Source organism: Prosthecodimorpha hirschii, from assembly GCF_001305515.1.
Lineage (GTDB): Bacteria > Pseudomonadota > Alphaproteobacteria > Rhizobiales > Ancalomicrobiaceae > Prosthecodimorpha > Prosthecodimorpha hirschii.
Genome location: NZ_LJYW01000001.1, coordinates 4,554,759 through 4,575,056, shown reverse-complemented (window position 1 = coordinate 4,575,056; position 20,298 = coordinate 4,554,759). Strand labels below are relative to the sequence as shown.

At 71.3% G+C, this 20,298-nt stretch carries 20 protein-coding genes; 10 read left to right on the top strand and 10 right to left on the bottom strand.

The features are described 5' to 3' along the window. Positions 1-93 precede the first annotated feature (93 nt). Both ABB55_RS20130 and ABB55_RS20125 read left to right on the top strand, forming a co-directional pair. Complete coding sequence (locus tag ABB55_RS20130; RefSeq protein WP_083463788.1) at positions 94-1,503, top strand: MATE family efflux transporter; 1,410 nt, start codon at positions 94-96, stop codon at positions 1,501-1,503. A 158-nt stretch (positions 1,504-1,661) separates the two neighbouring features. Continuing rightward, entirely contained in the window at positions 1,662-1,877 is a 216-nt protein-coding gene (locus ABB55_RS20125) for a DUF2093 domain-containing protein (protein WP_054360407.1), read from the top strand. On the opposite strand, the gene lpxK is transcribed toward ABB55_RS20125, so the two are convergent. From lpxK to ABB55_RS20090, 7 genes are all read right to left on the bottom strand, one after another. Next, positions 1,868-2,845 (bottom strand): tetraacyldisaccharide 4'-kinase, encoded by a 978-nt coding sequence (lpxK, locus tag ABB55_RS20120; RefSeq protein WP_244472082.1) that lies wholly within the window; start codon positions 2,843-2,845, stop codon positions 1,868-1,870. The genes ABB55_RS20125 and lpxK overlap by 10 nt on opposite strands. A gap of 26 nt (positions 2,846-2,871) precedes the next feature. After that, entirely contained in the window at positions 2,872-4,191 is a 1,320-nt protein-coding gene (locus tag ABB55_RS20115; RefSeq protein ID WP_054360405.1) for a 3-deoxy-D-manno-octulosonic acid transferase, read from the bottom strand. Beyond that, positions 4,184-4,960, bottom strand: a complete 777-nt coding sequence (locus ABB55_RS20110; protein ID WP_083463786.1) for a lysophospholipid acyltransferase family protein — start codon at positions 4,958-4,960, stop codon at positions 4,184-4,186. Before ABB55_RS20110 ends, ABB55_RS20115 begins: the two co-directional genes overlap by 8 nt. A 1-nt stretch (position 4,961) precedes the next feature. Beyond that, the gene (locus tag ABB55_RS20105; RefSeq protein ID WP_210168259.1) at positions 4,962-6,788 is read right to left on the bottom strand and encodes an ABC transporter ATP-binding protein; all 1,827 of its coding nucleotides are present in this window, start codon (positions 6,786-6,788) and stop codon (positions 4,962-4,964) included. A gap of 168 nt (positions 6,789-6,956) precedes the next feature. Further along, positions 6,957-7,202 (bottom strand): DUF4170 domain-containing protein, encoded by a 246-nt coding sequence (locus tag ABB55_RS20100; RefSeq protein WP_054360403.1) that lies wholly within the window; start codon positions 7,200-7,202, stop codon positions 6,957-6,959. An 84-nt stretch (positions 7,203-7,286) separates the two neighbouring features. Then, positions 7,287-8,051, bottom strand: a complete 765-nt coding sequence (locus ABB55_RS20095) for a 3'(2'),5'-bisphosphate nucleotidase CysQ (protein ID WP_244472081.1) — start codon at positions 8,049-8,051, stop codon at positions 7,287-7,289. Positions 8,052-8,100: 49 nt separating this feature from the next. Continuing rightward, positions 8,101-9,444, bottom strand: coding sequence for a TldD/PmbA family protein (locus ABB55_RS20090; protein ID WP_054360401.1), 1,344 nt, complete (start codon positions 9,442-9,444; stop codon positions 8,101-8,103). A 284-nt stretch (positions 9,445-9,728) separates the two neighbouring features. Between ABB55_RS20090 and ABB55_RS20085 the strand changes: the two genes are divergently transcribed. Then, positions 9,729-10,331 (top strand): DUF6101 family protein, encoded by a 603-nt coding sequence (locus tag ABB55_RS20085; protein WP_140940341.1) that lies wholly within the window; start codon positions 9,729-9,731, stop codon positions 10,329-10,331. 3 nt (positions 10,332-10,334) lie between these two features. Here the strand turns inward: ABB55_RS20085 and ubiA are convergent, their stop codons facing one another. Beyond that, entirely contained in the window at positions 10,335-11,255 is a 921-nt protein-coding gene (gene ubiA, locus ABB55_RS20080; RefSeq protein WP_054360399.1) for a 4-hydroxybenzoate octaprenyltransferase, read from the bottom strand. 179 nt (positions 11,256-11,434) lie between these two features. On the opposite strand from ubiA, the gene ABB55_RS20075 reads away from it, so the two are divergent. The 3 genes from ABB55_RS20075 (at position 11,435) to purD (ending at position 14,005) form a co-directional block, all read left to right on the top strand. Further along, positions 11,435-11,707, top strand: a complete 273-nt coding sequence (locus tag ABB55_RS20075; RefSeq protein ID WP_054360398.1) for a metal/formaldehyde-sensitive transcriptional repressor — start codon at positions 11,435-11,437, stop codon at positions 11,705-11,707. A 7-nt stretch (positions 11,708-11,714) separates the two neighbouring features. Continuing rightward, complete coding sequence (locus ABB55_RS20070) at positions 11,715-12,635, top strand: nickel/cobalt efflux transporter (protein WP_054360397.1); 921 nt, start codon at positions 11,715-11,717, stop codon at positions 12,633-12,635. 83 nt (positions 12,636-12,718) lie between these two features. Further along, entirely contained in the window at positions 12,719-14,005 is a 1,287-nt protein-coding gene (gene purD / locus ABB55_RS20065; protein WP_054360396.1) for a phosphoribosylamine--glycine ligase, read from the top strand. A gap of 19 nt (positions 14,006-14,024) precedes the next feature. On the opposite strand, the gene ABB55_RS20060 is transcribed toward purD, so the two are convergent. Then, entirely contained in the window at positions 14,025-14,795 is a 771-nt protein-coding gene (locus tag ABB55_RS20060) for a LysR family transcriptional regulator (protein WP_054360395.1), read from the bottom strand. Between the two features lie 144 nt (positions 14,796-14,939). Between ABB55_RS20060 and ABB55_RS20055 the strand changes: the two genes are divergently transcribed. Together ABB55_RS20055 and ABB55_RS20050 are read left to right on the top strand one after the other, a co-directional pair. Further along, positions 14,940-15,917, top strand: coding sequence for an alpha/beta fold hydrolase (locus ABB55_RS20055; RefSeq protein ID WP_054360394.1), 978 nt, complete (start codon positions 14,940-14,942; stop codon positions 15,915-15,917). 220 nt (positions 15,918-16,137) lie between these two features. Beyond that, on the top strand, positions 16,138-17,064 hold the full coding sequence (locus ABB55_RS20050; RefSeq protein WP_054360393.1) for an alpha/beta fold hydrolase: 927 nt from the start codon (positions 16,138-16,140) through the stop codon (positions 17,062-17,064). Between the two features lie 45 nt (positions 17,065-17,109). Here the strand turns inward: ABB55_RS20050 and ABB55_RS20045 are convergent, their stop codons facing one another. Then, positions 17,110-18,177: a zinc-binding alcohol dehydrogenase family protein gene (locus tag ABB55_RS20045; protein ID WP_083463785.1), complete on the bottom strand. Its 1,068-nt coding sequence runs from the start codon at positions 18,175-18,177 to the stop codon at positions 17,110-17,112. A 146-nt stretch (positions 18,178-18,323) separates the two neighbouring features. Between ABB55_RS20045 and ABB55_RS20040 the strand changes: the two genes are divergently transcribed. Together ABB55_RS20040 and ABB55_RS20035 are read left to right on the top strand one after the other, a co-directional pair. Continuing rightward, positions 18,324-19,199 (top strand): LysR substrate-binding domain-containing protein, encoded by an 876-nt coding sequence (locus ABB55_RS20040; RefSeq protein WP_054360392.1) that lies wholly within the window; start codon positions 18,324-18,326, stop codon positions 19,197-19,199. Between the two features lie 113 nt (positions 19,200-19,312). Next, positions 19,313-20,236, top strand: coding sequence for a patatin-like phospholipase family protein (locus ABB55_RS20035; RefSeq protein ID WP_083463784.1), 924 nt, complete (start codon positions 19,313-19,315; stop codon positions 20,234-20,236). Positions 20,237-20,298 lie beyond the last annotated feature (62 nt).

Below are 20,298 nucleotides of genomic sequence, written 5' to 3'. Positions count from 1 at the left end.
CCCGACGGCACCGGTGACTGACCCACCGGTGCCGTTCGGTTTTTCCGGCCCGCCATCACGGGCCGCCAAGGACAGGCCGGAGCCAGGGCACTCATGAGCGAGCCGCGCGAGAACAGCGGCGCGGAGGCGCAGACGCCGGGCCGCCCGAAGGCCGTGTTCACCACGGGATCGACACTGCGCCATGTCGTGGTCATGACCACGACCGGCTCGATCGGGCTGATCGCGGTCTTCCTCGTCGATTTCCTCAATCTCTTCTATATCGCCCAGCTCGGCCGCGAAGACCTGACCGCCGCGATCGGCTATGCCGGCGCGCTCTTGTTCTTCATGATCTCCATCAATGTCGGCGTGATGATCGCCGCCACGGCGCTCTGCGCCCGCGCGATCGGCGCCGGCCGCCCCGAGGAGGCGCGGCGAATCACCACCTCCAGCCTGACGCTGTCGGCACTGGTGCTGGTCATCCTGTCCGCCGCCATCATGCCGCTGCTCGGCCCGCTCTGCGGCCTGATGGGCGCGACCGGCGCGACGCGCGACATCGCGGTCGACTTCCTGATCATCGTCACGCCGTCGACCCCGATCATGGGGCTCGGCATGGTCGCCTCGGGACTGCTCAGGGCACGCGGCGACGCCCGGCGCGCCATGTATGTGACGCTCGCCGGCGCGGTCGCCTCCGCGGTGCTCGACCCGATCCTGATCTTCGGCCTCGGCCTCGGCGTCACCGGCGCCGCGATTGCCACCGTCGCGGCGCGATTCGCCATGGTGACGGTCGGCCTCTACGGCATCGTCATCGTGCACGACATGGCCGAGCGGCCGAATCTCGACGGCATCCGCAGCGACTGGCGCCCGCTGGCGGCGATCGCCGTGCCGGCGATCCTGACCAATGTGGCGACGCCGGCCGCCAATGCCTGGGTGACGGCCGAAATCGCCCCGTTCGGCGATTCGGCGCTGGCCGCCTGGGCGGTGCTCGGCCGGATCATCCCGCTCGCCTATGGCGGGCTGTTCGCGCTGGCCGGAGCGGTCGGCCCGATCGTGGCGCAGAACTACGGCGCCGGCCTGTTCCCGCGCATGCGGCGGACGCTGACCGACTGCCACCTGTTCACGCTGGTCTATTGCCTCGTCGTCTGGCTGGCGCTGTTCATCGGCGCCGAGCCGGTCATCCGGGCCTTCGCGCTGTCCGGCGAGGGCGCCGTCCAGGTCCGCGCCTTCGCGACCTGGATCGCGCCGAGCTATGTGTTCCTCGGCGCGCTGTTCGTCGCCAATGCGGCCTTCAACAATCTCGGCTTCGCCACCCTGTCGACGGCCTTCAACTGGGGCCGCGCCACGCTCGGCACCATCCCGTTCACGACGGCGGGCGCGTGGCTGGCCGGATCGGTCGGCGTGCTCGCCGGGCAGGCGCTCGGCACGGTTCTGTTCGGGACCGCGGCCGCCGTGGTCGCCTACCGGGTCGTCGACCGGCTCGAGGCGACCGCCTGGAAGCCGGAGCGCGAGGGCACCGGCATCGCCTGAGCCGGCGCTCCCCGATCGCCGGGTCCGTCGGTGAGGCCGCAGCCGGCAAGGCCGCGGTCTGCAGGACCGACATCTGCAATACCGACATCTGCAATGCCACAGTGGCGCAAACGGCTGCGGCCCGCTATCGTAACGGACTTGTCGACTTCGGACGCCCCATGAACCGCATCGAACTGCCCCGCGCCTTCGGCGAAGCGCGCATCCAGTACCTCGACGGGGACTACAAGGTCCTGTCCCAGGGTTCCTACGTGCGCTGCGCGGTGACGGGGCTGCAAATCCCCATCGACGAGCTGAAATACTGGAATGTCGAGTTCCAGGAAGCCTATGTCGACGCCTCCGCGTCGCTCGAACGCCACCGCCAGCGTCAGCGCTGAACGCGGCCGAGCAGCCGATCCAGGGCCTGGACGAGCGCGGCGGGATCGTCGATCGCCAGATCGACCGTCAGCACGGCCGTGCGCGCCGCCAATTCGGCGCGAGCGCCGGACCGAAACCCGGCGAGACGGACGATATCCTTCTCGGTCGTGACCGGTTCGGCACAGAGCGCGGTCGCCTCGGCCAGAAGCCGGCGCGCCTCGTCCTCCGAATAGGCGTGATGATCCGGGAAGGGGCGCAGGCCGGCGACATCCGCACCCAGCGACGCGAGCGTATCGCCGAACTTTTCCGGCCGTCCGATGCCCGCGAAGGCCAGAACCCGGCGGCCGTGCCAGCCTGCGGCCTCGCGCGCCACCAACCGCCCCTGCATCGTCGGTCCGGCGAAGCCCGGCAGGGCGGGCGCGGCGACGCCCTGCCCGATCCGCAGCACGAGATCGGCCATGCCGGCCTGAAGGCTGAGCGGCGCACGCAGCGGCCCGGCCGGGAAGACCCGTCCGTTGCCGAGCCCGTAGCCGCCATCGACCACCACCAGGGCGAGATCGCGACCGATCGCGCCGTTCTGGAAGCCGTCGTCCAGGATGACCAGATCGGCGCCCTCCGCCGCCGCCAGCCGGATGCCGGCCTCGCGGTCGCGCGCCACATAGGCCGGCACGCCGCGCGCGGCGATCATGGCCGCTTCGTCGCCGACGCGCGCGGCATCGTGGCGGGCGGGGTCGACCCGCAGGGGGCCGCGCTCCGTACCGCCATAGCCGCGCAGCACGATCGCCGGATGCGCGCCGCGGCCGGCGGCGAGACCGGCCAGCGCCAGCGCGGTCGGCGTCTTGCCGGCGCCGCCCATGACGAAATTGCCGACCGCGATCACTGGCGCGGGCGACCGCCCCTCGGGCCGGCGGTGCATGCGGCGGGCGGCCAGCGCGCCGTAGAGCGTGGCGACCGGGGCGAGCAGATGGGCCGCGAGCCCGTTCTTCATCCAGAACGCGGGAGCCCGGGGCGGCATCACTCCGGCCCGCGCGCCCGGCCCTCGGCCGCACGGGCGGCCAAGGGCGCCAGAAAGGGTTCGATCGCCGCGAAGGCCCGATCGAGCGACCCGCGGTTCTGATCGAGGATGCGTGCCCCGGCCTGCGCCATCGCGGCGGCGGCGGCCGGATCGGCCATCAGCGCACCGACCGCCTCGGCCAGATGCGCCCCATCCGGGACCAGGGCCGACGCGCCGATCCGGTCGAAGGCGCGGTAGAAATCCTCCTGATTGTCCACATGCGGCCCATGCAGGACCGCCGTGTTCAGGGCCGCGGCCTCGATCGGGCTGTGTCCGCCGCGGGCGACCAGCGATGCCCCCACGAAGGCGATCGGGCTCACCCGATAGAAGAGGCCCATTTCGCCGAGCGTGTCGGCCAGCAGGATCGCGGTCTCGGGACCGACGGCCTCGCCGAGCGAGCGTTGCGCCACCGTCAGGCCCCGTTCGGCGAGCGCCGCCCGGATCGCGCCGCCGCGTTCGGGATGGCGCGGCACGAGCAGGGTCAGAAGGCCCGGGAAGCGATGGGCGAGCACCGCATGGGCATCGGCGACGAGCTCCTCCTCGCCCGGATGGGTGTTGGCGGCGAGCCAGACCGGCCGGTCGCCGATCGCATGCCTGAGCTCGGCGACGGCCTGCGCCTCGGCATGCGGCGCCATGGCGTCGTATTTCAGGTTGCCGGTCACCACGACCGGGCCGGCACCGAGGCCGCGCAGGCGATCGGCGTCGGCCTCGGATTGCGCCAGCACCAGGGCGAAGCGTCCGAACAGGGTCCCGGCGACGCCCGCCAGATGCGACCAGCGCTGCGCCGAGCGGACGGACAGCCGCGCATTGACGACGATATGCGGAATGGCGCGCCGGGCGATCTCGCCGACCGTCACGGGCCAGACTTCCGATTCCACGAAGATCGCCAGATCCGGCCGCCAGTGGTCGAGAAAGCGGGTGATGGCCGGGGCCACGTCGAGCGGGGCGAACTGATGCAGGGTGCCGGCCGGCGCGCGGGCGGCGGCGATGCGGGCCGAGGTGACCGTGCCGGTGGTCAGCAGCACGCGCGGCCCGCCGGCGCCGATCCGCTCGATCAGCGCCATCACCGACAGCGCCTCGCCGACGCTCGCCGCATGGACCCAGACCAGCGGTCCGGCCGGCCGGGCGAGGCCGGCCCGCCCGAAGCGCTCGCCGAGACGGCTGCGATCCTCCTTGCCGGCGAGCAGGCGGCCGCGCATCAGAAACGGCAGGGTCGGCGCGGCGAGACGGCCGAGACCGCGATAGAAGGCCAGCGCGCTCCGCGCGACCGCATCAGCCACGGCCGGCCTCCTCGGATGTCTCCGACGCCGACATCCCCCAGTCGGGACGCGGCAGCGGCCCCCACTCGGCCCGCGGCGCGGGGGCGGCGAGGCCCTTGACCAGCAGGTCGGCGCGGGCATGGACGCGATCCAGCCCCTCCTCGATCCGCCGTTGCGCCGCCGCGACCGCCTCGTCGCGATCGATCACGATCGGCTCGCCGATGACGAAGGCGAAGCGGCCGAACGGCAGGTTGATGGCGGCGCGATCCCAGTTGTCGAGATGGAAGCGATGGGTGGTGGCGACCGCGAAGGGCACGACCGGCCGTCCGGAATGGCGCGCCATGGCGACGATGCCCTCGCCGGCGCGCCGGCGCGGGCCCTTCGGCACGTCGGCGGTCAGCGCCACGATCGCGCCCTGCTCCAACTCGCGCAGGGCCGCGATCAGCCCCATCACGCCGCCGCGCCGATGGATCTGCTCGGGCGTCACGCCGGCCGAAGCCCGGATGGCGCCGATGCCGAAGCGCTCGCAGACCGTGGCGATGATCTCGCCGTCGCCGGAGCGCGAGATGATCGCCTTGACCTGCCAATGGTCGGGCCGGGCGACCGGCAGCATGAAGTGCTCGCCATGCCACATGGCCAGGATGAAGGGGCCGAGCCGGTCGGCCTCGGCGATCGCGTCGGGCGGATCGATCACGGCCGTCTGGGTGGAGCGCAGCAGCCGCAGCCAGCCGGCGACCAGGCGCCCGATGGTGCGCTGTCCTGCCGGAGAGCGGGCGAGCGCCTTGATCATGTCAGGCCTGTGCCGCCCGGATCCGGTCGTCGGCCCGCGCGACCGCTGCGCGCGCGACCGCCACATCGTCGACCAGCACCATGGCGCCGCCCGGGCCGGAATGGCCCTGGCCGGCCATCATGCGGGCATAGAGCCCGCCGCTGGCGACGAGCTGGTCGTGGCTGCCCAGTTCGGCGATCACGCCGCCGTCCATCACGCAGATCAGGTCGGCCTTGCGGATGGTCGACAGGCGGTGGGCGATGACGATGACGGTGCGATCCTCCAGAAGCGTTTCGAGCGCCTCCTGAATGCGCGCCTCCGCCTCGCCGTCGAGCGCGCTGGTCGGCTCGTCGAGCAGCAGGATCGGCGCCGACCGCAGCATGGCGCGCGCGAAGGCGATGCGCTGCTTCTGCCCCCCGGACAGGAGCTGGCCGGCCTCGCCGACCCGGCTCTCGTAGCCGTTCGGCAGGCCCATGATGAAATCATGGGCGGCCGCCGCCTGCGCGGCGGCGACCACCGCCTCGTCGGAGGCATCCTCGGAGCCGTAGCGGATATTGGCCTTGATGGTATCGTCGAACAGCACCGGCTCCTGAGTCAGGAGCGCCGAGGCCAGCCGGACCGAGGCGATCGTGGCGGTGCGCACGTCCTGGCCGTCGATCAGCACGCGGCCCTGCTGCGGATCGAAGAAGCGCAGGATCAGGTTGATCACGGTCGACTTGCCGGCCCCCGACGCGCCGATCAGGGCGACGCGCGTCCCGGCCGGGATGTCGAGATCGAAATTCTTCAGGACCGGCTGGTCGGGCTCGTAGCCGAAGGTCACGCCCTCGAAGCGCAAGGCGCCGCCGGCGAGCACCAGCGGCCGGGCGTCCGCGACCTCGGTCACGCGCTGGTCCTGGTCGAGGATGGCGAAGACCCGCGCCGCCGCGACCGTGCCCTCGATCAGCTGGTTGTGCAGCGAGGCGAGGGCCTTGACCGGCTGATAGACGAGCAGCGCGGCGGTCATGAAGCCCATAAAATGACCGAGCGTCACATTGCCGCTGATGCCCTGCCAGCCGCCGTAGAAGATCGCCGCCGCAATGCCGACGCCGCCGAGCGCCTCGGTGATCGGGCCGGAGGCGGCGCGCGTGCGCACGGTCTCCATCATGTGGCGCAAGGTGCGCTCGATGATGTGCCGGGCGCGATTGGTCTCGTGGCTCTCGCGGTGATAGGCCTTGACGACGCGGATCGACTTCAGCGTCTCCGAGACGATCGTGCCCAGCGCGCCGACCTCCTGAAGGGCGGAGGTGACCGACTGGCGCGCCCGGCTCTTCTGCCGGCGCACGAACCAGCCGCCGAGCGGCAGCGCCGCGAGCGTGATCAGGGCCAGCCGCCAGTCCATCCAGATCATGGCGCCGCACAGGAAGACGACCTGCATGAAATTCTGCACCACCGCCGTGATGGTCTGCGAGGCGGCGGTGTTGATGGTCGTCACGTCGTTCATGAAGACCGAGACGAACCGGCCCGAATGGGTCGACTGCAGCCATTGGACATCCGCGAAGGCCAGCTTCTCGAAGAGCTGGCTGCGCAGATCCGCGACGATCCGGTTGGACAGATAGCCCTGCGAGACGCGGGCGAAATATTCCGCCCAGGAGCGCGCCACCATGACCACGATGATCACGGGCGGCAGGCCGAGCAGGAAGGCCTCGTTCTTGGCGATGAAGATCTCGTCGGCCGCGAACTGCATCAGGAACGGCAGGGCACCGGTGCCGGCCGCCGCGAAGGTCATGGCCAGCACGGTCAGCAGCACCAGCTTCAGCCGCGGCACCACATGGTCGCGGACAATGCGCCGCATGACCGCGACGGTCGACATGTCCGGCACCGCGAAGCCGCCGTCTGCGTCTTGTTCACGCCGATCGGCCGACCGGTCGTCGAATAAGATGCCAGTCATGGGCGCAGTTTGTCCTCGGCGGTCACGCGAACGGGGAAGAACATGTACCGCCGAACGCCCCCGAGGTCACCATCTCCGACGGAGACGGTCTCAATCCTTGTCCGGATGGTCGGGGTCGAGCAGGCGATGCAGATGAACGACGAAGTAGCGCATGTGGGCATTGTCGACCGTCGCCTGCGCCTTGGCCTTCCAGGCGGCATGGGCCGTGGCGTAGTTCGGGAAGACGCCGACGATATCGAGATGGGTGAGATCCTTGAACTCGACCTTGTCGAGATCGGTCAGTTCCCCGCCGAACACGAGGTGCAGAAGCTGCTTGTCTTTGGCGGCTTTCGCCATGGCGACGACCCTTCTGGTGGACGATGCGCCCCGGCATGCAAGAGCGGTGCCGAAGCGAACCCACGAACCTATCGGCTTGCGCCGTCAGGCCTTGGCCAGCGCCGCCAGCAGGGTCCGGGTCGCGGCGATCAGGCCCGGCGCCGCCGCGAAGAGCGGCGGATGGCGCGGAACCCGTTCGTTGTAGCGGACCGGATGCCCGCGGTCGGTCGACAGCCGGCCGCCGGCTTCCTGCACCAAAAGATCCGCCGCCGCAAGGTCCCAATCGTGGGCACGCCCGCTGGCCAGTGCCAGATCGAGCCGGCCGTCGGCGACCTGGGCGATGCGCAGCGCGAGCGAGGGGATCGACGGACGGACGTCCATCCGCTCGCGCTGGAACAGGCTGCGGTCAAGGTAGCCGTGCGGCCCGGAGACGCGGGCTCCGGCCAGCGTCCCCTCGCGCCGGCTGGCGCCGAGCCGGTGCGCGCCGCGCCAGGCGCCGCGGCCGGCCGTGGCCAGCATCAGGTCGTCGGTCGCCGGCTGGTAGAGGGCCGCGGCGACCGGGCGGCCGGCCTCGACCACCGCCGCCGAGACGGTCCAGAGCGGATTGCCGGCGATGAAGGCGCGGGTGCCGTCGATCGGGTCGATCACGAAGACGCGGTCCCGGTCGAGCCGGTCGTCGCTGTCGGCGGTCTCCTCGGAGAGCCAGCCGTAATCCGGCCGGGCGCCGAGCAGGCGGCCGCGCAACAGCCGGTCGGCCTCGATATCGGCCTCGGAGACCGGCGAATCGCCGGCCTTCATCCAGACGCGCGGCTCGTTGCCGAAATAGCCGAGCGCCAGCCGGCCGGCCTCACGCACGGCGGCGGCCAGCAATTCGGTGTCGGCCCCGAGGTCGGGACCGGGGTCGCCCCCCTGGCGCCGCTCAGCGTCCGGCAATCGTCAAGCCCTCGATGCGCACGGTCGGCGCGTTGATGCCGAACCGGTATTCCAGGTCGTCGGCCGGCGTCAGGCGCCGGTACATGTCCTTGAGGTTGCCGGCGACGGTGATCTCGGCGACCGGATAGGTCAGCTCGCCCTGCTCGATCCAGAAGCCCGAGGCCCCGCGGCTATAGTCGCCGGTGACGCCGTTGACGCCCGAACCGATCATGTCGGTGATGTAGAGCCCGCGCTCGACCGAGCCGATCATGTCGGCCCGGCTGACCGAACCCGGCTCCAGCGTCAGGTTGGTCGAACTCGGCGAGGGCAGCCCCGTGCCGCGCGCGGCACGACCATTGGAGACAAGGCCGAGTTCGCGCGCCGAGGCGCTGTCGAGCAGCCAGTGGCGCAGGATGCCGTCCTCGATCACGGCCAGCCGCGGCCCGGAGACGCCCTCGCCGTCGAACGGCCGCGAGCCGAGGCCGCGCCGGCGGTGCGGGTCGTCCGAGATGGTGACGCCCTCGGCGAACAGGCGCTCGCCCATCCGATCCTTCAGGAACGAGGTCTTGCGCGCCACCGCGGCCCCGTTGATGGCGCCGGAGAGATGGCCGACGAGGCTCGTCGCCGCGCGCGGATCGTAGATGACCACCGCCTGGCCGGTCGCCGCCTGGCGCGGCTTCAGCCGGCGCACGGCGCGTTCGCCGGCCTTGCGGCCGATCGCCTCCGGGTCTTCGAGTTCGGCGCGATGGATCTTGCTGGAGGCTTCCCAGTCGCGCTCCATGCCGGTGCCCTCGCCGGCGATCGCCGTCATGGCGATGGAATGCGACGAGCGCAGCCAGGTGCCGACGAAGCCGTGCGAGGTGACCAGCACCATGCCGCCGAGCCCCCAGGAGGCGGAGGCGCCGCCGGAATTGGTCACGCCCGCGACCGCGCGGCCGGCCTCCTCCGCCGCCAAGGCGGCGAAGCGAAGCTGGTCGACGGCCGGCACCGTGGCATCGACCAGGTCGAGCGCGGGAAATTCGCGCGCCAGCAGATGGTCCTCGGCGAGGCCCGCGAAGGGGTCCTCCGGGGCGGCGCGCGCCATCGCGACGGCGCGAACGGCGAGCTGATCGGCGTCGCTCACGGTATTGGCCGACACGATCGCGCTGCGCCGGCCGACGAACACGCGCAGGCCGAAATCGTCGCCCTCCGAGCGCTCGCTCTGCTCGACGGCGCCGAGCCGCACCTGCACGCCGAGCGCGATGCCGCGCACCGCGACCGCATCGGCCGCATCCGCCCCCGCGCGCCGGGCGGCTTCGACCAGGCGGTTGGCCTGATCGAGAAGGGCGGACTGGTCGAGCAGATCGGTCATCGGGGTCTCGCGGCAGGCGGGAAGGCCTCCCCGATTTAGGCCGTGCGCCCTCCCGGCACAAGGTCGCTCGGGGCCGTCCCCCGGCGAAGGCGCATCGCGGCAAGGGCAGACCGCCCGCACCGCAATGGGGAGATGTTGACGTTTCATCAGTGTTTCGGAGAGAGTTCGGTAACCGTGACCGCCGGCACAAAAGATTAACCAGCTTTCTTAAGCGCCCACCGACCCGCACCCAGTATCTTGCCCCCAACGAAGACACGAGTGCTTTGGCTCTTGTGGAGGGTGACGTGTTGGGACGTAACGGCAGCAAGATTTCAGTGAACGTGGAGCCGATCGAACAGACATTCGACAAGGCGATACGTTTGGACCCGCAAGCTCTCCCGCATCGCTACAAGTATCGCACCGGCCTCGAAGGCGACGCCGCGGAGGCCGCCGTGCTGCTCGACCGGACCATGGCGACGGTGTGCCGCCGCCTGCCGTCCGGCATCCCGATGGCGATGCGCATGACCATGCATGCCTTCGAGGGCGTGGCGGTTCGCTTCGCGCCCGGCGACGACGGCGACAGCATGAAGGTGGTGCTCGAACTGCTGCACCGCGACCCGAACCTGTCGCTGCCGCTGGCGGTGGTCGACGACATGGACGATGTCGTCGCCGACTGGCGCAGCTGGGGCCGGGCCCTGTCGCTGCCGCTGCTGGTCGTCGAGGCCGACGGCTCCTACCGGCCGGTCGAGGCGCGGCTCGGCGCGGTCGACATCCGCCCGACGCGTCCGCGCCGGCGCCGCTCGATCCTGGCGCAGCGCCGCCCGCGCTTCCTGGTCCGCCGGCGGGTGCCGGTCATCCCGGAGGTGCCCACCTTCGTGGCCGGCCGCGAGATCACCGCCTGGGAGTAGCCGTCACAGGCGCCCGAGCGCCGCATCGGCGACGAGGCCGAGGAAGAACAGCCAGCCGGCATCGCGGTTGGCGCGGAACAGCATGAGGCAGAGATCGGGATCGTCGATATCGATCCGGACGACCTGCCAGGCGAGATGGGCGGCGAACAGCGCGAGGCCGCCATAGGCCGCCATGCCGGCGCCGGCGAGACGGCAGGCGAGGCCGAGCGCGATGACCGCCGCCAGAAAGAAGAGGGCGAGCAGCGGCCGCGTCGCCCGGCCGAACAGGCGCGCCGTCGAGCGCACGCCCACGATGGCGTCGTCCTCCTTGTCCTGATGCGCATAGATCGTGTCGTAGCCGATCGTCCACAGGATCGCGCCGGCATAGAGCGCGAAGGCGGCGCCGTCGAGCCGGCCGAACACCGCCGCCCAGCCCATCAGCGCCCCCCACGAGAAGGCCAGGCCGAGCACGAATTGCGGCCAGTCGGTGATCCGCTTCATGAACGGATAGATCGCCACCACGCCGAGCGAGGCGATGCCGAGCAGGATGGCGAAGCCGTTGAACTGGATCAGCACCAGGAAGCCGACCAGGGCCTGCAGGGCCATGAACAGCTTGGCCTGCGTCACGCTGACCTGGCCGGACGGGATCGGCCGGGACCGGGTCCGGGCGACCTTGTCGTCGATATCGCGGTCGACGATGTCGTTATAGGTGCAGCCGGCGCCGCGCATCGCGATCGCCCCGATCATGAACAGCACGAGATGCCAGGGATCGGGCCAGCGCGCGCCGGAGGCCCCGGCCGCCAGCGCCGCCGACCACCAGCACGGCCAGAGCAGCAGCCACCAGCCGATCGGCCGCTCCAGCCGCGAAAGCCGCGCATAGGGGCGCAGGCCGGGCGGGATGAAGCGGTCGGCCCAATGGCCCCGGACCGCGTCGGCGACGGTCATGTCGGCCGTCGCGGCGGCGGATGCGGACGATGCGGGGGCCGGCGCCCCAGGCGGCGGTGCTGCGGTCATGTCCATGGTGGTGACGCGGCCGGGGCGTGCGGTCAAGCGCGAAAGGTGGAGCGCTGCGCCGCGGCGCCTGCCGACTTGCATAGTATACCCCCCTATCCTATAGGTTTGTCATGAGCCACACGACCACCCACAAGCCCAAGCTGCTCGCCCGCGTCCGCCGCATCCGCGGGCAGGTCGAAGCCCTCGAGCGTGCCGTCGAGAGCGACATCGGCTGCGCGGACGTGCTGCAGCTGGTCGCCTCGGTCCGCGGCGCCGTGAACGGGCTGACCGCCGAACTGATCGAACACCACCTGACCGAGCATGTGCTCGACGTCGACGATCCGGCCCAGCGCCGTCAGGGCGCCGAGGATCTGGTCGAGGTGATCCGCACCTATCTGAGGTAGCCTTGCGATGCCCGACATCACCACCCTGATCCAGTCCGGCGCGGCCAATCCCTGGCTCTATCTCCCGCTCGCCGTCCTGCTCGGCGCCCTGCACGCGCTGGAACCCGGCCATTCCAAGTCGATGATGGCCGCCTTCATCATCGCCGTGCGCGGCACGCCCGGTCAGGCGGTGCTGCTCGGCCTGTCGGCGGCCTTCGGCCATACCATCGTGGTCTGGGTGATCGCGCTGATCGGGCTCTGGCTCGGCGACAGGCTGATCCTCGACAAGGCGGAACCCTGGCTTCTGATCGCCTCCGGGCTCCTGGTCGTCGCCCTCGCCCTGCGCATCGTCGGCCTGATCGGCACCGAGACGGAAGGCGATCACGGGCACGGGTCCCACGGGCACTCGGCGCACGGGCACGGGCATCGGCATGGTGCGCACAGCGGATCGGGCGCCCCGGATCGCGCCGGCCGCGACCATCACCATCATCATGATGACCACCATCCCGATTCTGACCACGGCGCGCACAGCCACCACGACCATCCGCCGGCGTCCGATCCGGAGGCCGGCCTCGACGCCCATGCGGCCGCCCATGCCCGCGAGATCCGGACCCGCTTCGCCGGCCGGCGCTCGGTCGGCACCGGCGAAATCCTGTGGTTCGGCTTCACCGGCGGGCTGCTGCCCTGCCCGGCGGCGATCGCGGTGCTGCTGATTTGCCTGCAGATGCGCGCCTTCACGCTCGGCATCGGCATGGTGCTCGCCTTCAGCGCCGGGCTGGCGGCGACCATGGTGACGGTCGGGGTGGTGGCCGCCTGGGGGGCCGGTGCGGCCCGGGCACGCTGGGCCGGGATGGATCGCTGGGGCGCGCGGCTGCCCTATCTTTCGGCCGGCATCGTCCTCGTGCTCGGCCTCGCCATGGCGGCCCGCGGCATCTGGATGCTGGCCTGAGGCGCCACAGCCCGCTTTGCCTTGACCAGCCGGCCATGCCTGCTAAACCGCGCGCCAGAGCTCATTCCACAGCGCGGGGCGGCATGAACATCCTGTTGATCGGTTCGGGCGGGCGCGAGCATGCGCTCGCCTTCGCGCTCAAGGCCTCCCCGCTCTGCACCCGCCTCATCGCCGCGCCGGGCAATCCGGGCATCGCCGAGGCGGCGACCTGCGTCGCCCTCGACCCGGCCGATCAGGACGCGGTCGTGGCGCTGTGCCGGGCCGAGGCGATCGATTTCGTCGTGATCGGACCGGAGGCGCCGCTGGTCGCCGGCCTCGCCGACCGGCTCGAAGCGGAGGGCATCGCGACCTTCGGGCCGAGTGCGGCGGCGGCCCGCCTCGAAGGCTCCAAGGGCTTCACCAAGGACCTCTGCGCCCGCTACGGCATCCCGACCGCCGCCTATGGCCGCTTTTCCGACCGGGCCGCCGCCGAGGCCTATGTGCGCAGCCACGGCGCGCCGATCGTGATCAAGGCCGACGGCCTCGCCGCCGGCAAAGGCGTCACCGTCGCGATGACGCTCGACGAGGCGCTCGCGGCGGTCGCCGAGTGCTTCGCCGGCACCTTCGGGGCGGCCGGTGCCGAGGTCGTGGTCGAGGAGTTCCTGGTCGGCGAGGAGGCCAGCTTCTTTGCCCTCGCCGACGGCGCTTTCGCGCTGCCGCTCGCCTCCGCGCAGGACCACAAGCGCGCCTTCGACGGCGATCGCGGTCCGAATACCGGCGGCATGGGCGCCTATTCGCCGGCGCCGGTGATGACCGAGGCGATGACCGAGCGGGTGATGGCCGAGATCATCCGCCCGACCGTCGCCGCCATGGCGGCGATGGGCGCGCCGTTCCGCGGCGTCCTGTTCGCCGGCCTTATGATCACCGAGAGCGGCCCGAAGCTGATCGAATACAATGTCCGCTTCGGCGACCCCGAGACGCAGGTGCTGATGCTCCGGCTCGATGCCGATCTGGTCGCCCTGCTCAAGGCCGCCCGCGACGGCACGCTCGCCTCCGCCACCTGCCGCTGGCGCGACGAGGCGGCCATGACGGTGGTGATGGCCGCCCGCGGCTATCCGGGCGCCTACGCCAAGGGCTCCGCGATCGGCGGCGTCGCGGCGGCGTCCGCCCTGCCGGGGGTCAAGGTGTTCCATGCCGGCACGGCGCTGAAGGACGGACGGCTGGTCGCCGCCGGCGGGCGGGGGCTGAATGTCTCCGCGCGCGGGGCGACCGTCGCCGAAGCGCGGGCGCGGGCCTATGCGGCGGTGGCGGCGATCGACTGGCCGGACGGCTTCTGCCGCACCGATATCGGCCATGCGGCGCTGGCCCGGGAGGCGGCCGCCGCGCGCTGAGCGCGGCACCGGACGGGCGTCAGCCCTCTTCGGTCATCAGCCGGCGCAGTTCGCCGGCGATCGCATAGGGGGCGACGATGTCGAGCCGCACCGGCGCCAGCGGCGGCAGGGTATCGAGAACGAACCCCCGGAACGCGATGTTGCGGGTCATCACGCAGGGCGTGAAGCCGGCCCCGGCGGCGGCCATGTGGTAGGCATAGCCGCAATCGTTGACGGTGATCACCTTGCGCACGGCGAGGCCGCTGTTCATCAGCACGGAGCGCGCCCGCTGCCAGATCTCCATTTCCTGGTTGCACAGGATCAGGACGCCGTTGTCGACGCCGATCCACTCGGTCGGCAGTTCGACGCAGAAGGCGGACTTCTTGCGCAGCGACGGCAGCGAGATGCGGACATCGTTGTCCGGCCGCTGATGGATCTCGGTGGATTCGAGAAACTCCACATCGAAACCGCCGGAATGGTCCGGCATCGCCATCTGCAGCATGCTGACCACGTCGCGTCCGCTCAGAAGCGGCGTCACGGCGATCTTGAGCGCCTGGATGGTTTCGGCCGTCTCGTGCAGGCCGTCGACGATCTGGGCGATCTTCATGAAGGCCTTGATGGCCGCCGCACCCTGCCGGGTGGCACGCGCGCCCGAGCCCGTGCGATCGAACAGCAGGATCCCCAACTCGCGCTCAAGCCGTTGAACCGCCATCGAAATGGCGGGCTGCGAGGTACCGATGGTCTCGGCGGCCTTGGAAAATGAGCCACATTGATAGACGGTAATGACCGCTTCCAGATCGCGGATTCGCATCGTCTTCCGCCTCGAACCTTCCCGCAGACCGGCGGCCGCGCCGTGAACCGCACCCAAGCCCTTACCCTAGGGCAGCATAGTGATCGCATCCGATCGTGTCTCCCAGGTTTTTCGGAAACACGCAAAAGCGAACCGGAGTCGAACGTGGACCTGCCCGACCTTTTCACGAATTTCGATGCCCAAACAGTCGATGTCGGCGAGGCGCGCCTGTTCTGCCGCATCGGCGGCCGCGACGATGCGCCGCCGGTGGTGCTGGTGCACGGCTATCCGCAGACCCATGTCGAATGGCATCGGATCGCCGGCGCGCTGGCCGAACATTTCCGCATCGTATTGCCCGACCTGCGCGGCTACGGCTGGTCGTCGGTGCCGTCCGACGAGCCGGGTCACGCCGCCTATTCGAAGCGGGCGATGGCGCAAGACATCGTCCGGCTGATGGAGAAGCTCGGCCATGCCCGCTTCGCCTATGTCGGCCATGACCGCGGCGCCCGCGTCGGCTACCGGCTGGCCCTCGATCATCCCGGCCGGCTGTCCCGCCTCGCCCTGCTCGACATCGTCCCGACCGCCGCGATGTGGTCCGGCATGGACGCCAAGCTGGCCATGAAGGTCTATCACTGGCTGTTCCTCGCCCAGCCGGCGCCCTTCCCCGAGACCCTGATCTTGAGCCAGCATCGCGCCTACCAGGACCATTGCCTGGCCAGTTGGACCAAGGCCCGCGACCTGTCGGCCTTCGATCCGGGCGCTCTCGCCCACTATAACGCCTTCTTCGGCGTGCCCGAACGCCTGCATGCAACCTGCGAGGACTACCGCGCCGGCGCCACCATCGACCGGGCGCTCGACGAGGAGACGCTCGCCGCCGGCCACAAGATCGGCTGCCCGACCCTGGTGCTGTGGGGCTCGTCCGGCATCCCGGCCGATGGTGGAACCGCCCCAGACGGCAGCACCGCCCATAACGGCAACGCCGTCCGGGACGGCGGGACCGTCGAGGACGGGCCGCTGGCGGCCTGGCGGCCCTTCGCCGACGACCTGCGCGGCGCGCCGATCGACAGCGGCCATTTCCTGCCCGAGGAGAACCCCGAGGCGACGCTGTCGGCGCTCGTCCCCTTCCTCAAGGGCGAGGCCTGACGCCTCCGGCCGATCGCTCCGGTGCGGGCGGTGGGCCTGCGGCGAAGGGAGCGCTTGCCTGCCTGCCCGCGCCTCGCCATTGTCCGGCGCACCGGGCGGTCGCGCCGGGTCGGATGCGCGGGGACACCGGCGCGAGCGACCGGGCGCCTGAGAAGAACGGCCGGGTCCGACGCGTTTCGACCGAAACCGATCGGACCCCGACCCGGCGTGGAGGAAACGGATGTCGCTGCCCGATCTCTATCCCGGCTTCGAGACGGTCACGGTCGATGTCGGCGAGGTGACGCTGTTCGCCCGGGTCGGCGGGCCGGTCGGCGCGCCGGCCGTGGTGCTGGTGCACGGCTATCCGCAGAGCCACGCCATGTGGCACCGGATCGCCCCGAAGCTGGCCGAGACGCTGCGGGTGGTGGTGGTCGATCTGCGCGGCTACGGCCAATCGTCCGTGCCGGCGCCGGAGGAGCGCCACGCCCAGATGTCGAAGCGGCGCATGGGCGCCGACATCGTCGCCCTGATGGCGAAACTCGGCGCCGAGCGCTTCGCCTTCGTCGGCCACGACCGCGGCGCGCGCGTCGGCTACCGACTCGGCTTCGACCAGCCGGAGCGGCTGACCGGCCTGGTGCTGATCGACATCGTCCCGACGCCGGTGATGTGGGAACGCATGGACGCGACCTTCTCGCGCAAGGTCTATCACTGGTCCTTCCTGGCCCAGGCCGCCCCGGTGCCGGAGACGCTGATCGCCAAGGCGCCGATCGAGCATCTGTTCCAGACCCTGGCCGGATGGACCGTCGACAAGGACCTGTCGGCCTTCGATCCCGGTGCGCTCGCCCATTACCGGGCCTATTTCCGCGATCCGGCCCGCATCGCCGCCTGCTGCGAGGACTATCGCGCCGGCGCGACCATCGACGTGGAACACGACGAGGCCGACCGGCGCGCCGGGCGCCGCATCACGGTGCCGACCCAGATCATCTGGGGCTCGGTCGGCCTTCCCGCCGACGCCAAGGCGCGCGAGAGCGGCCCGCTGGTGGTCTGGCGCGACTGGTGCGAGACCCTGGAGGGCGGCCCGGTCGAGGGCGGTCACTTCCTCGCCGAGGAAAATCCGGAGGCGACGCTGGCGCTGATGCAGCCCTTCCTGGCCCGCGTCGCGGACTGATCATCCGCAGCCGGCGGGATCGCCCCGCCGGTCCCGGTGCCGCCCTCACAAGCCGTCGAGGACGATCTTGCCGATGGTGCGCCCGCTCTCGACGCGGCGATGCGCCTCGGTCAGCGTCTGCGGCGACAGGGTGCCGAGCCGCTCGGTGACCGTGCTGCGGATCACGCCGGCATCGACCAGCGCCGAGACCTCGTCGAGCAGCCGCCGCTGCTCGTCCATGTCGGGCGTGCCGAACAGCGACCGGGTGAACATCAGTTCCCAGTGCACCGACAGCGACTTGCGCTTGAACGGCACGATGTCGAGGGTCTTCGGGTCGTCGATCACGGCGAGCCGGCCCTGGGGTTTGAGCGCGCGCAGGATGGCCTCGAGATGGCGCTCGGTCTGGGTCAGGCTCGCGACCATCTCGACCCCGTCGAAACCGATCGCCTTCAGCGCCTCGTCGAGCGGACCGGAATGGTCGATCGCGTGATGGGCGCCGAGATCCTTCACCCACGCGACCGTCTCTGGACGCGAGGCAGTGGCGATCACCGTCAGCCCGGTCAGGCGGCGGGCGAGCTGGATCAGGATCGAGCCGACCCCGCCGGCCCCGCCGACGATCAGGAGCGTGCCGCCGGCAGCCTTGCGGCCATGCGGCTGGCCGAGCCGGTCGAACAGCAGTTCCCAGGCGGTGATGGCGGTCAGCGGCAGCGCCGCAGCGTCCGCGAAATCCAGGCTGGCGGGCTTGTGGCCGACCAGCCGCTCGTCGACCGCCTGGAATTCGGCATTGCTGCCGGGCCGGTCGATGGCGCCGGCATACCAGACCGCGTCGCCGACCCGGTAGTGCCGGACGTCCGGCCCGACGGCCTCGACGATCCCGGTCGCGTCGAAGCCGAGGATGCGCGCCGTGCCCGGCGGCGGCGCCGCATTCATGCGCTGCTTGGTATCGACCGGATTGACCGAGACCGCCCGGACGCGCACCAGGAGGTCGCGCGGGCGCAGCTCCGGCTGCGGCATGTCGAGGGACACGAGCGGTCCTGGACCGCCGAGCGGGTCTGCCCCGCCGAGCGGGCCTGCACCGCCAAGCGGGCCTGCCCCGCCGAGCGGGCCGGGATTGCGATAGCCGATCGCCTGCATGACTGATCTCCTGGATGCTGCCGAGGGGCCCGGACGCCGTCGCGGCGCACCGCCGGCAGAGGGGGGTGGGTGGCCGCGACCATGCCGGCTTGCCGGTCATCTGAGAAGCGAATATCTCTAATCGCATTCAGTAGGAGAGCTAATGGATGCGGATCGATCTGGACCTCGATCTCCTGCGCGCCTTCCTGGCCGTTTCCGAGACCGGCAGCTTCACGGCTGCGGCGGAGGTGGTCGGGCGCACGCAGTCGGCCGTCAGTCAGAAGATCCTCCGGCTCGAAGACCTGATCGGCGCGCGCCTGTTCGATCGGACCAGCCGCAGCCTGGCCCTGACTGAGGACGGCCGCCGGCTCCTCGAACCGGCCCGGCGCCTGCTCGATCTGAACGACGAGACCGTGCGCCTGTTCCGCGCGCCGCCGGTGCAGGGCACGCTCCGGCTCGGCGTCGCGGACGACTTCATTCCGCACCAGCTGCCGGGCCTGCTCGCCCGGTTCCGCAGGCATCATCCGGGCATCCATATCGACCTGCGCACCGGCATGAGCTGCGACCTCGTCGCCGCGATGGCCCGCGGCGAGTTGGAGCTCGCCATCGCCCAGCGCGGCGCCAGCGGGGCGACCGGCCGGCTTCTGTGGCGCGAGCCGATGGTCTGGATCGCCGCGGCCGGATGGCGCGCCGAGCCCGACCGGCCGGTGCCGCTGGTCGCCTTGCCGGCGCCCTGCAGCTATCGGCGCATCGCCGAGGCGGCGCTGGCCGACCAGGGCCGATCCGTCCAGGTCACCTGCACGGCGAGCAGCCTGATGGGCATCCAGGCGGCGGTGCGCGGTGGCCTCGGCGCGACCGTGCTCGGCCGCTCCTTCGTGGCGCCGGGCCTGGACATCCTGGGCGCCGCCGAGGGCTGGCCGCCCTTGCCCGAGATCGAGATCGTGCTGATCGGCGAGGACGGCGCCCATGCCGATCTGGCCGGTCCGCTGGTCGGCTTCCTGACCGAGACCCTCGCCACGCCGCGCCTGCAGTTCGTCGCCTGAGTGGGCGAGGCCGGCCGGCCGTGCTGCCTTGGCGCCCGCCGCAATGCCGCCCCAGGCGCGCGGCAGACAACGCTTTCGTTCCCCGTCCCGGGGCCTCCACCAGGAGCAATGCCATGTCGGATCCCCGGATCGGTCTCGTGCTCGGCGGCGGCGGCGCGCGCGGCTTCGCCCATATTCCGGTGATCGAGGCGCTCGACGAGCTCGGCCTGCCGCCCGCCGCCATTGCCGGCACCTCGATCGGCGCGATCATGGGCGCCTCGCGCGGCAGCGGGCTGACCGGCCGGGAGATCCGCGAGCGCACGCTCGAGGTCTTCGGCAACCGCGCGGCCGCGCTCGGCAAGCTCTGGGACCTGCGCCCGCGCCGCTTCGCCGACATCCTGGCCCCGGGCGGGCTGGCGCTCGGCCAGCTCGATGCGGAACGCATCCTGTCGGTCTTCGTCGGCGACGCGATCCCGCCCACCTTCGCCGATCTGGTCATCCCGACCGCGATCATCGCGACGGATTTCTACGCCTCCGGCGAGATCGCGCTGCGCGCGGGCGACTTGCGCAAGGCCGTCGCCGCCTCGATCGCGCTGCCGGTGGTGTTCCGTCCCGTGCTGCATGACGGGCGCGTTCTGATCGACGGCGGCGTGCACAACCCGGTGCCGGTCGACCATGTCCCCGACAGCATGGATTTCGTGATCGCCGTCGATGTGGTCGGCCAGCCGGAACCCGTCGACGGCCGGCAGATGCCGAGCGCCCTGGAGACCATCTTCGGCGCCTCGCAGATCCTGATGCAGGCGGTCGCCAAGGGCAAGTTCGAGAAGCGCCCGCCCGACCTCCTGATCCGCCCCGCCGTCTCCGGCTTCCGCGTGCTCGACTTCCTGCGCGCCCGCGAGATCCTGGAGGCGACCGACGCCACCAAGGACGAGGTCAAGCGCCGCCTCGAACGCATGATCGCCGCCCACCCGGCCGAACCGGTCGCCCTGCCGCCGCCGAAGCCGAAGCCGGCCGGGCGGCTGCGCCGGATCCGGCAGGCGCCGCATTCCCCTTCGTGATCGGCCGCCCGCGGGAGAGGCGCAGCGGCGCGCCGCCGGGCGCCCGGACCGGTCGAGGCCGG

Coding starts and splice junctions, on each gene's coding strand:
- ABB55_RS20130 (WP_083463788.1), top strand. CDS start 94: ATGAGCGAGCCGCGCGAGAACAGCGGCGCGGAGGCGCAGACGCCGGGC.
- ABB55_RS20045 (WP_083463785.1), bottom strand. CDS start 18,177: ATGCAGGCGATCGGCTATCGCAATCCCGGCCCGCTCGGCGGGGCAGGC.
- ABB55_RS20075 (WP_054360398.1), top strand. CDS start 11,435: ATGAGCCACACGACCACCCACAAGCCCAAGCTGCTCGCCCGCGTCCGC.
- ABB55_RS20035 (WP_083463784.1), top strand. CDS start 19,313: ATGTCGGATCCCCGGATCGGTCTCGTGCTCGGCGGCGGCGGCGCGCGC.
- ABB55_RS20090 (WP_054360401.1), bottom strand. CDS start 9,444: ATGACCGATCTGCTCGACCAGTCCGCCCTTCTCGATCAGGCCAACCGC.
- purD (WP_054360396.1), top strand. CDS start 12,719: ATGAACATCCTGTTGATCGGTTCGGGCGGGCGCGAGCATGCGCTCGCC.
- ubiA (WP_054360399.1), bottom strand. CDS start 11,255: ATGACCGTCGCCGACGCGGTCCGGGGCCATTGGGCCGACCGCTTCATC.
- ABB55_RS20105 (WP_210168259.1), bottom strand. CDS start 6,788: ATGTCGACCGTCGCGGTCATGCGGCGCATTGTCCGCGACCATGTGGTG.
- ABB55_RS20040 (WP_054360392.1), top strand. CDS start 18,324: ATGCGGATCGATCTGGACCTCGATCTCCTGCGCGCCTTCCTGGCCGTT.
- ABB55_RS20100 (WP_054360403.1), bottom strand. CDS start 7,202: ATGGCGAAAGCCGCCAAAGACAAGCAGCTTCTGCACCTCGTGTTCGGC.
- ABB55_RS20125 (WP_054360407.1), top strand. CDS start 1,662: ATGAACCGCATCGAACTGCCCCGCGCCTTCGGCGAAGCGCGCATCCAG.
- ABB55_RS20070 (WP_054360397.1), top strand. CDS start 11,715: ATGCCCGACATCACCACCCTGATCCAGTCCGGCGCGGCCAATCCCTGG.
- ABB55_RS20110 (WP_083463786.1), bottom strand. CDS start 4,960: ATGATCAAGGCGCTCGCCCGCTCTCCGGCAGGACAGCGCACCATCGGG.
- lpxK (WP_244472082.1), bottom strand. CDS start 2,845: ATGAAGAACGGGCTCGCGGCCCATCTGCTCGCCCCGGTCGCCACGCTC.
- ABB55_RS20050 (WP_054360393.1), top strand. CDS start 16,138: ATGTCGCTGCCCGATCTCTATCCCGGCTTCGAGACGGTCACGGTCGAT.
- ABB55_RS20060 (WP_054360395.1), bottom strand. CDS start 14,795: ATGCGAATCCGCGATCTGGAAGCGGTCATTACCGTCTATCAATGTGGC.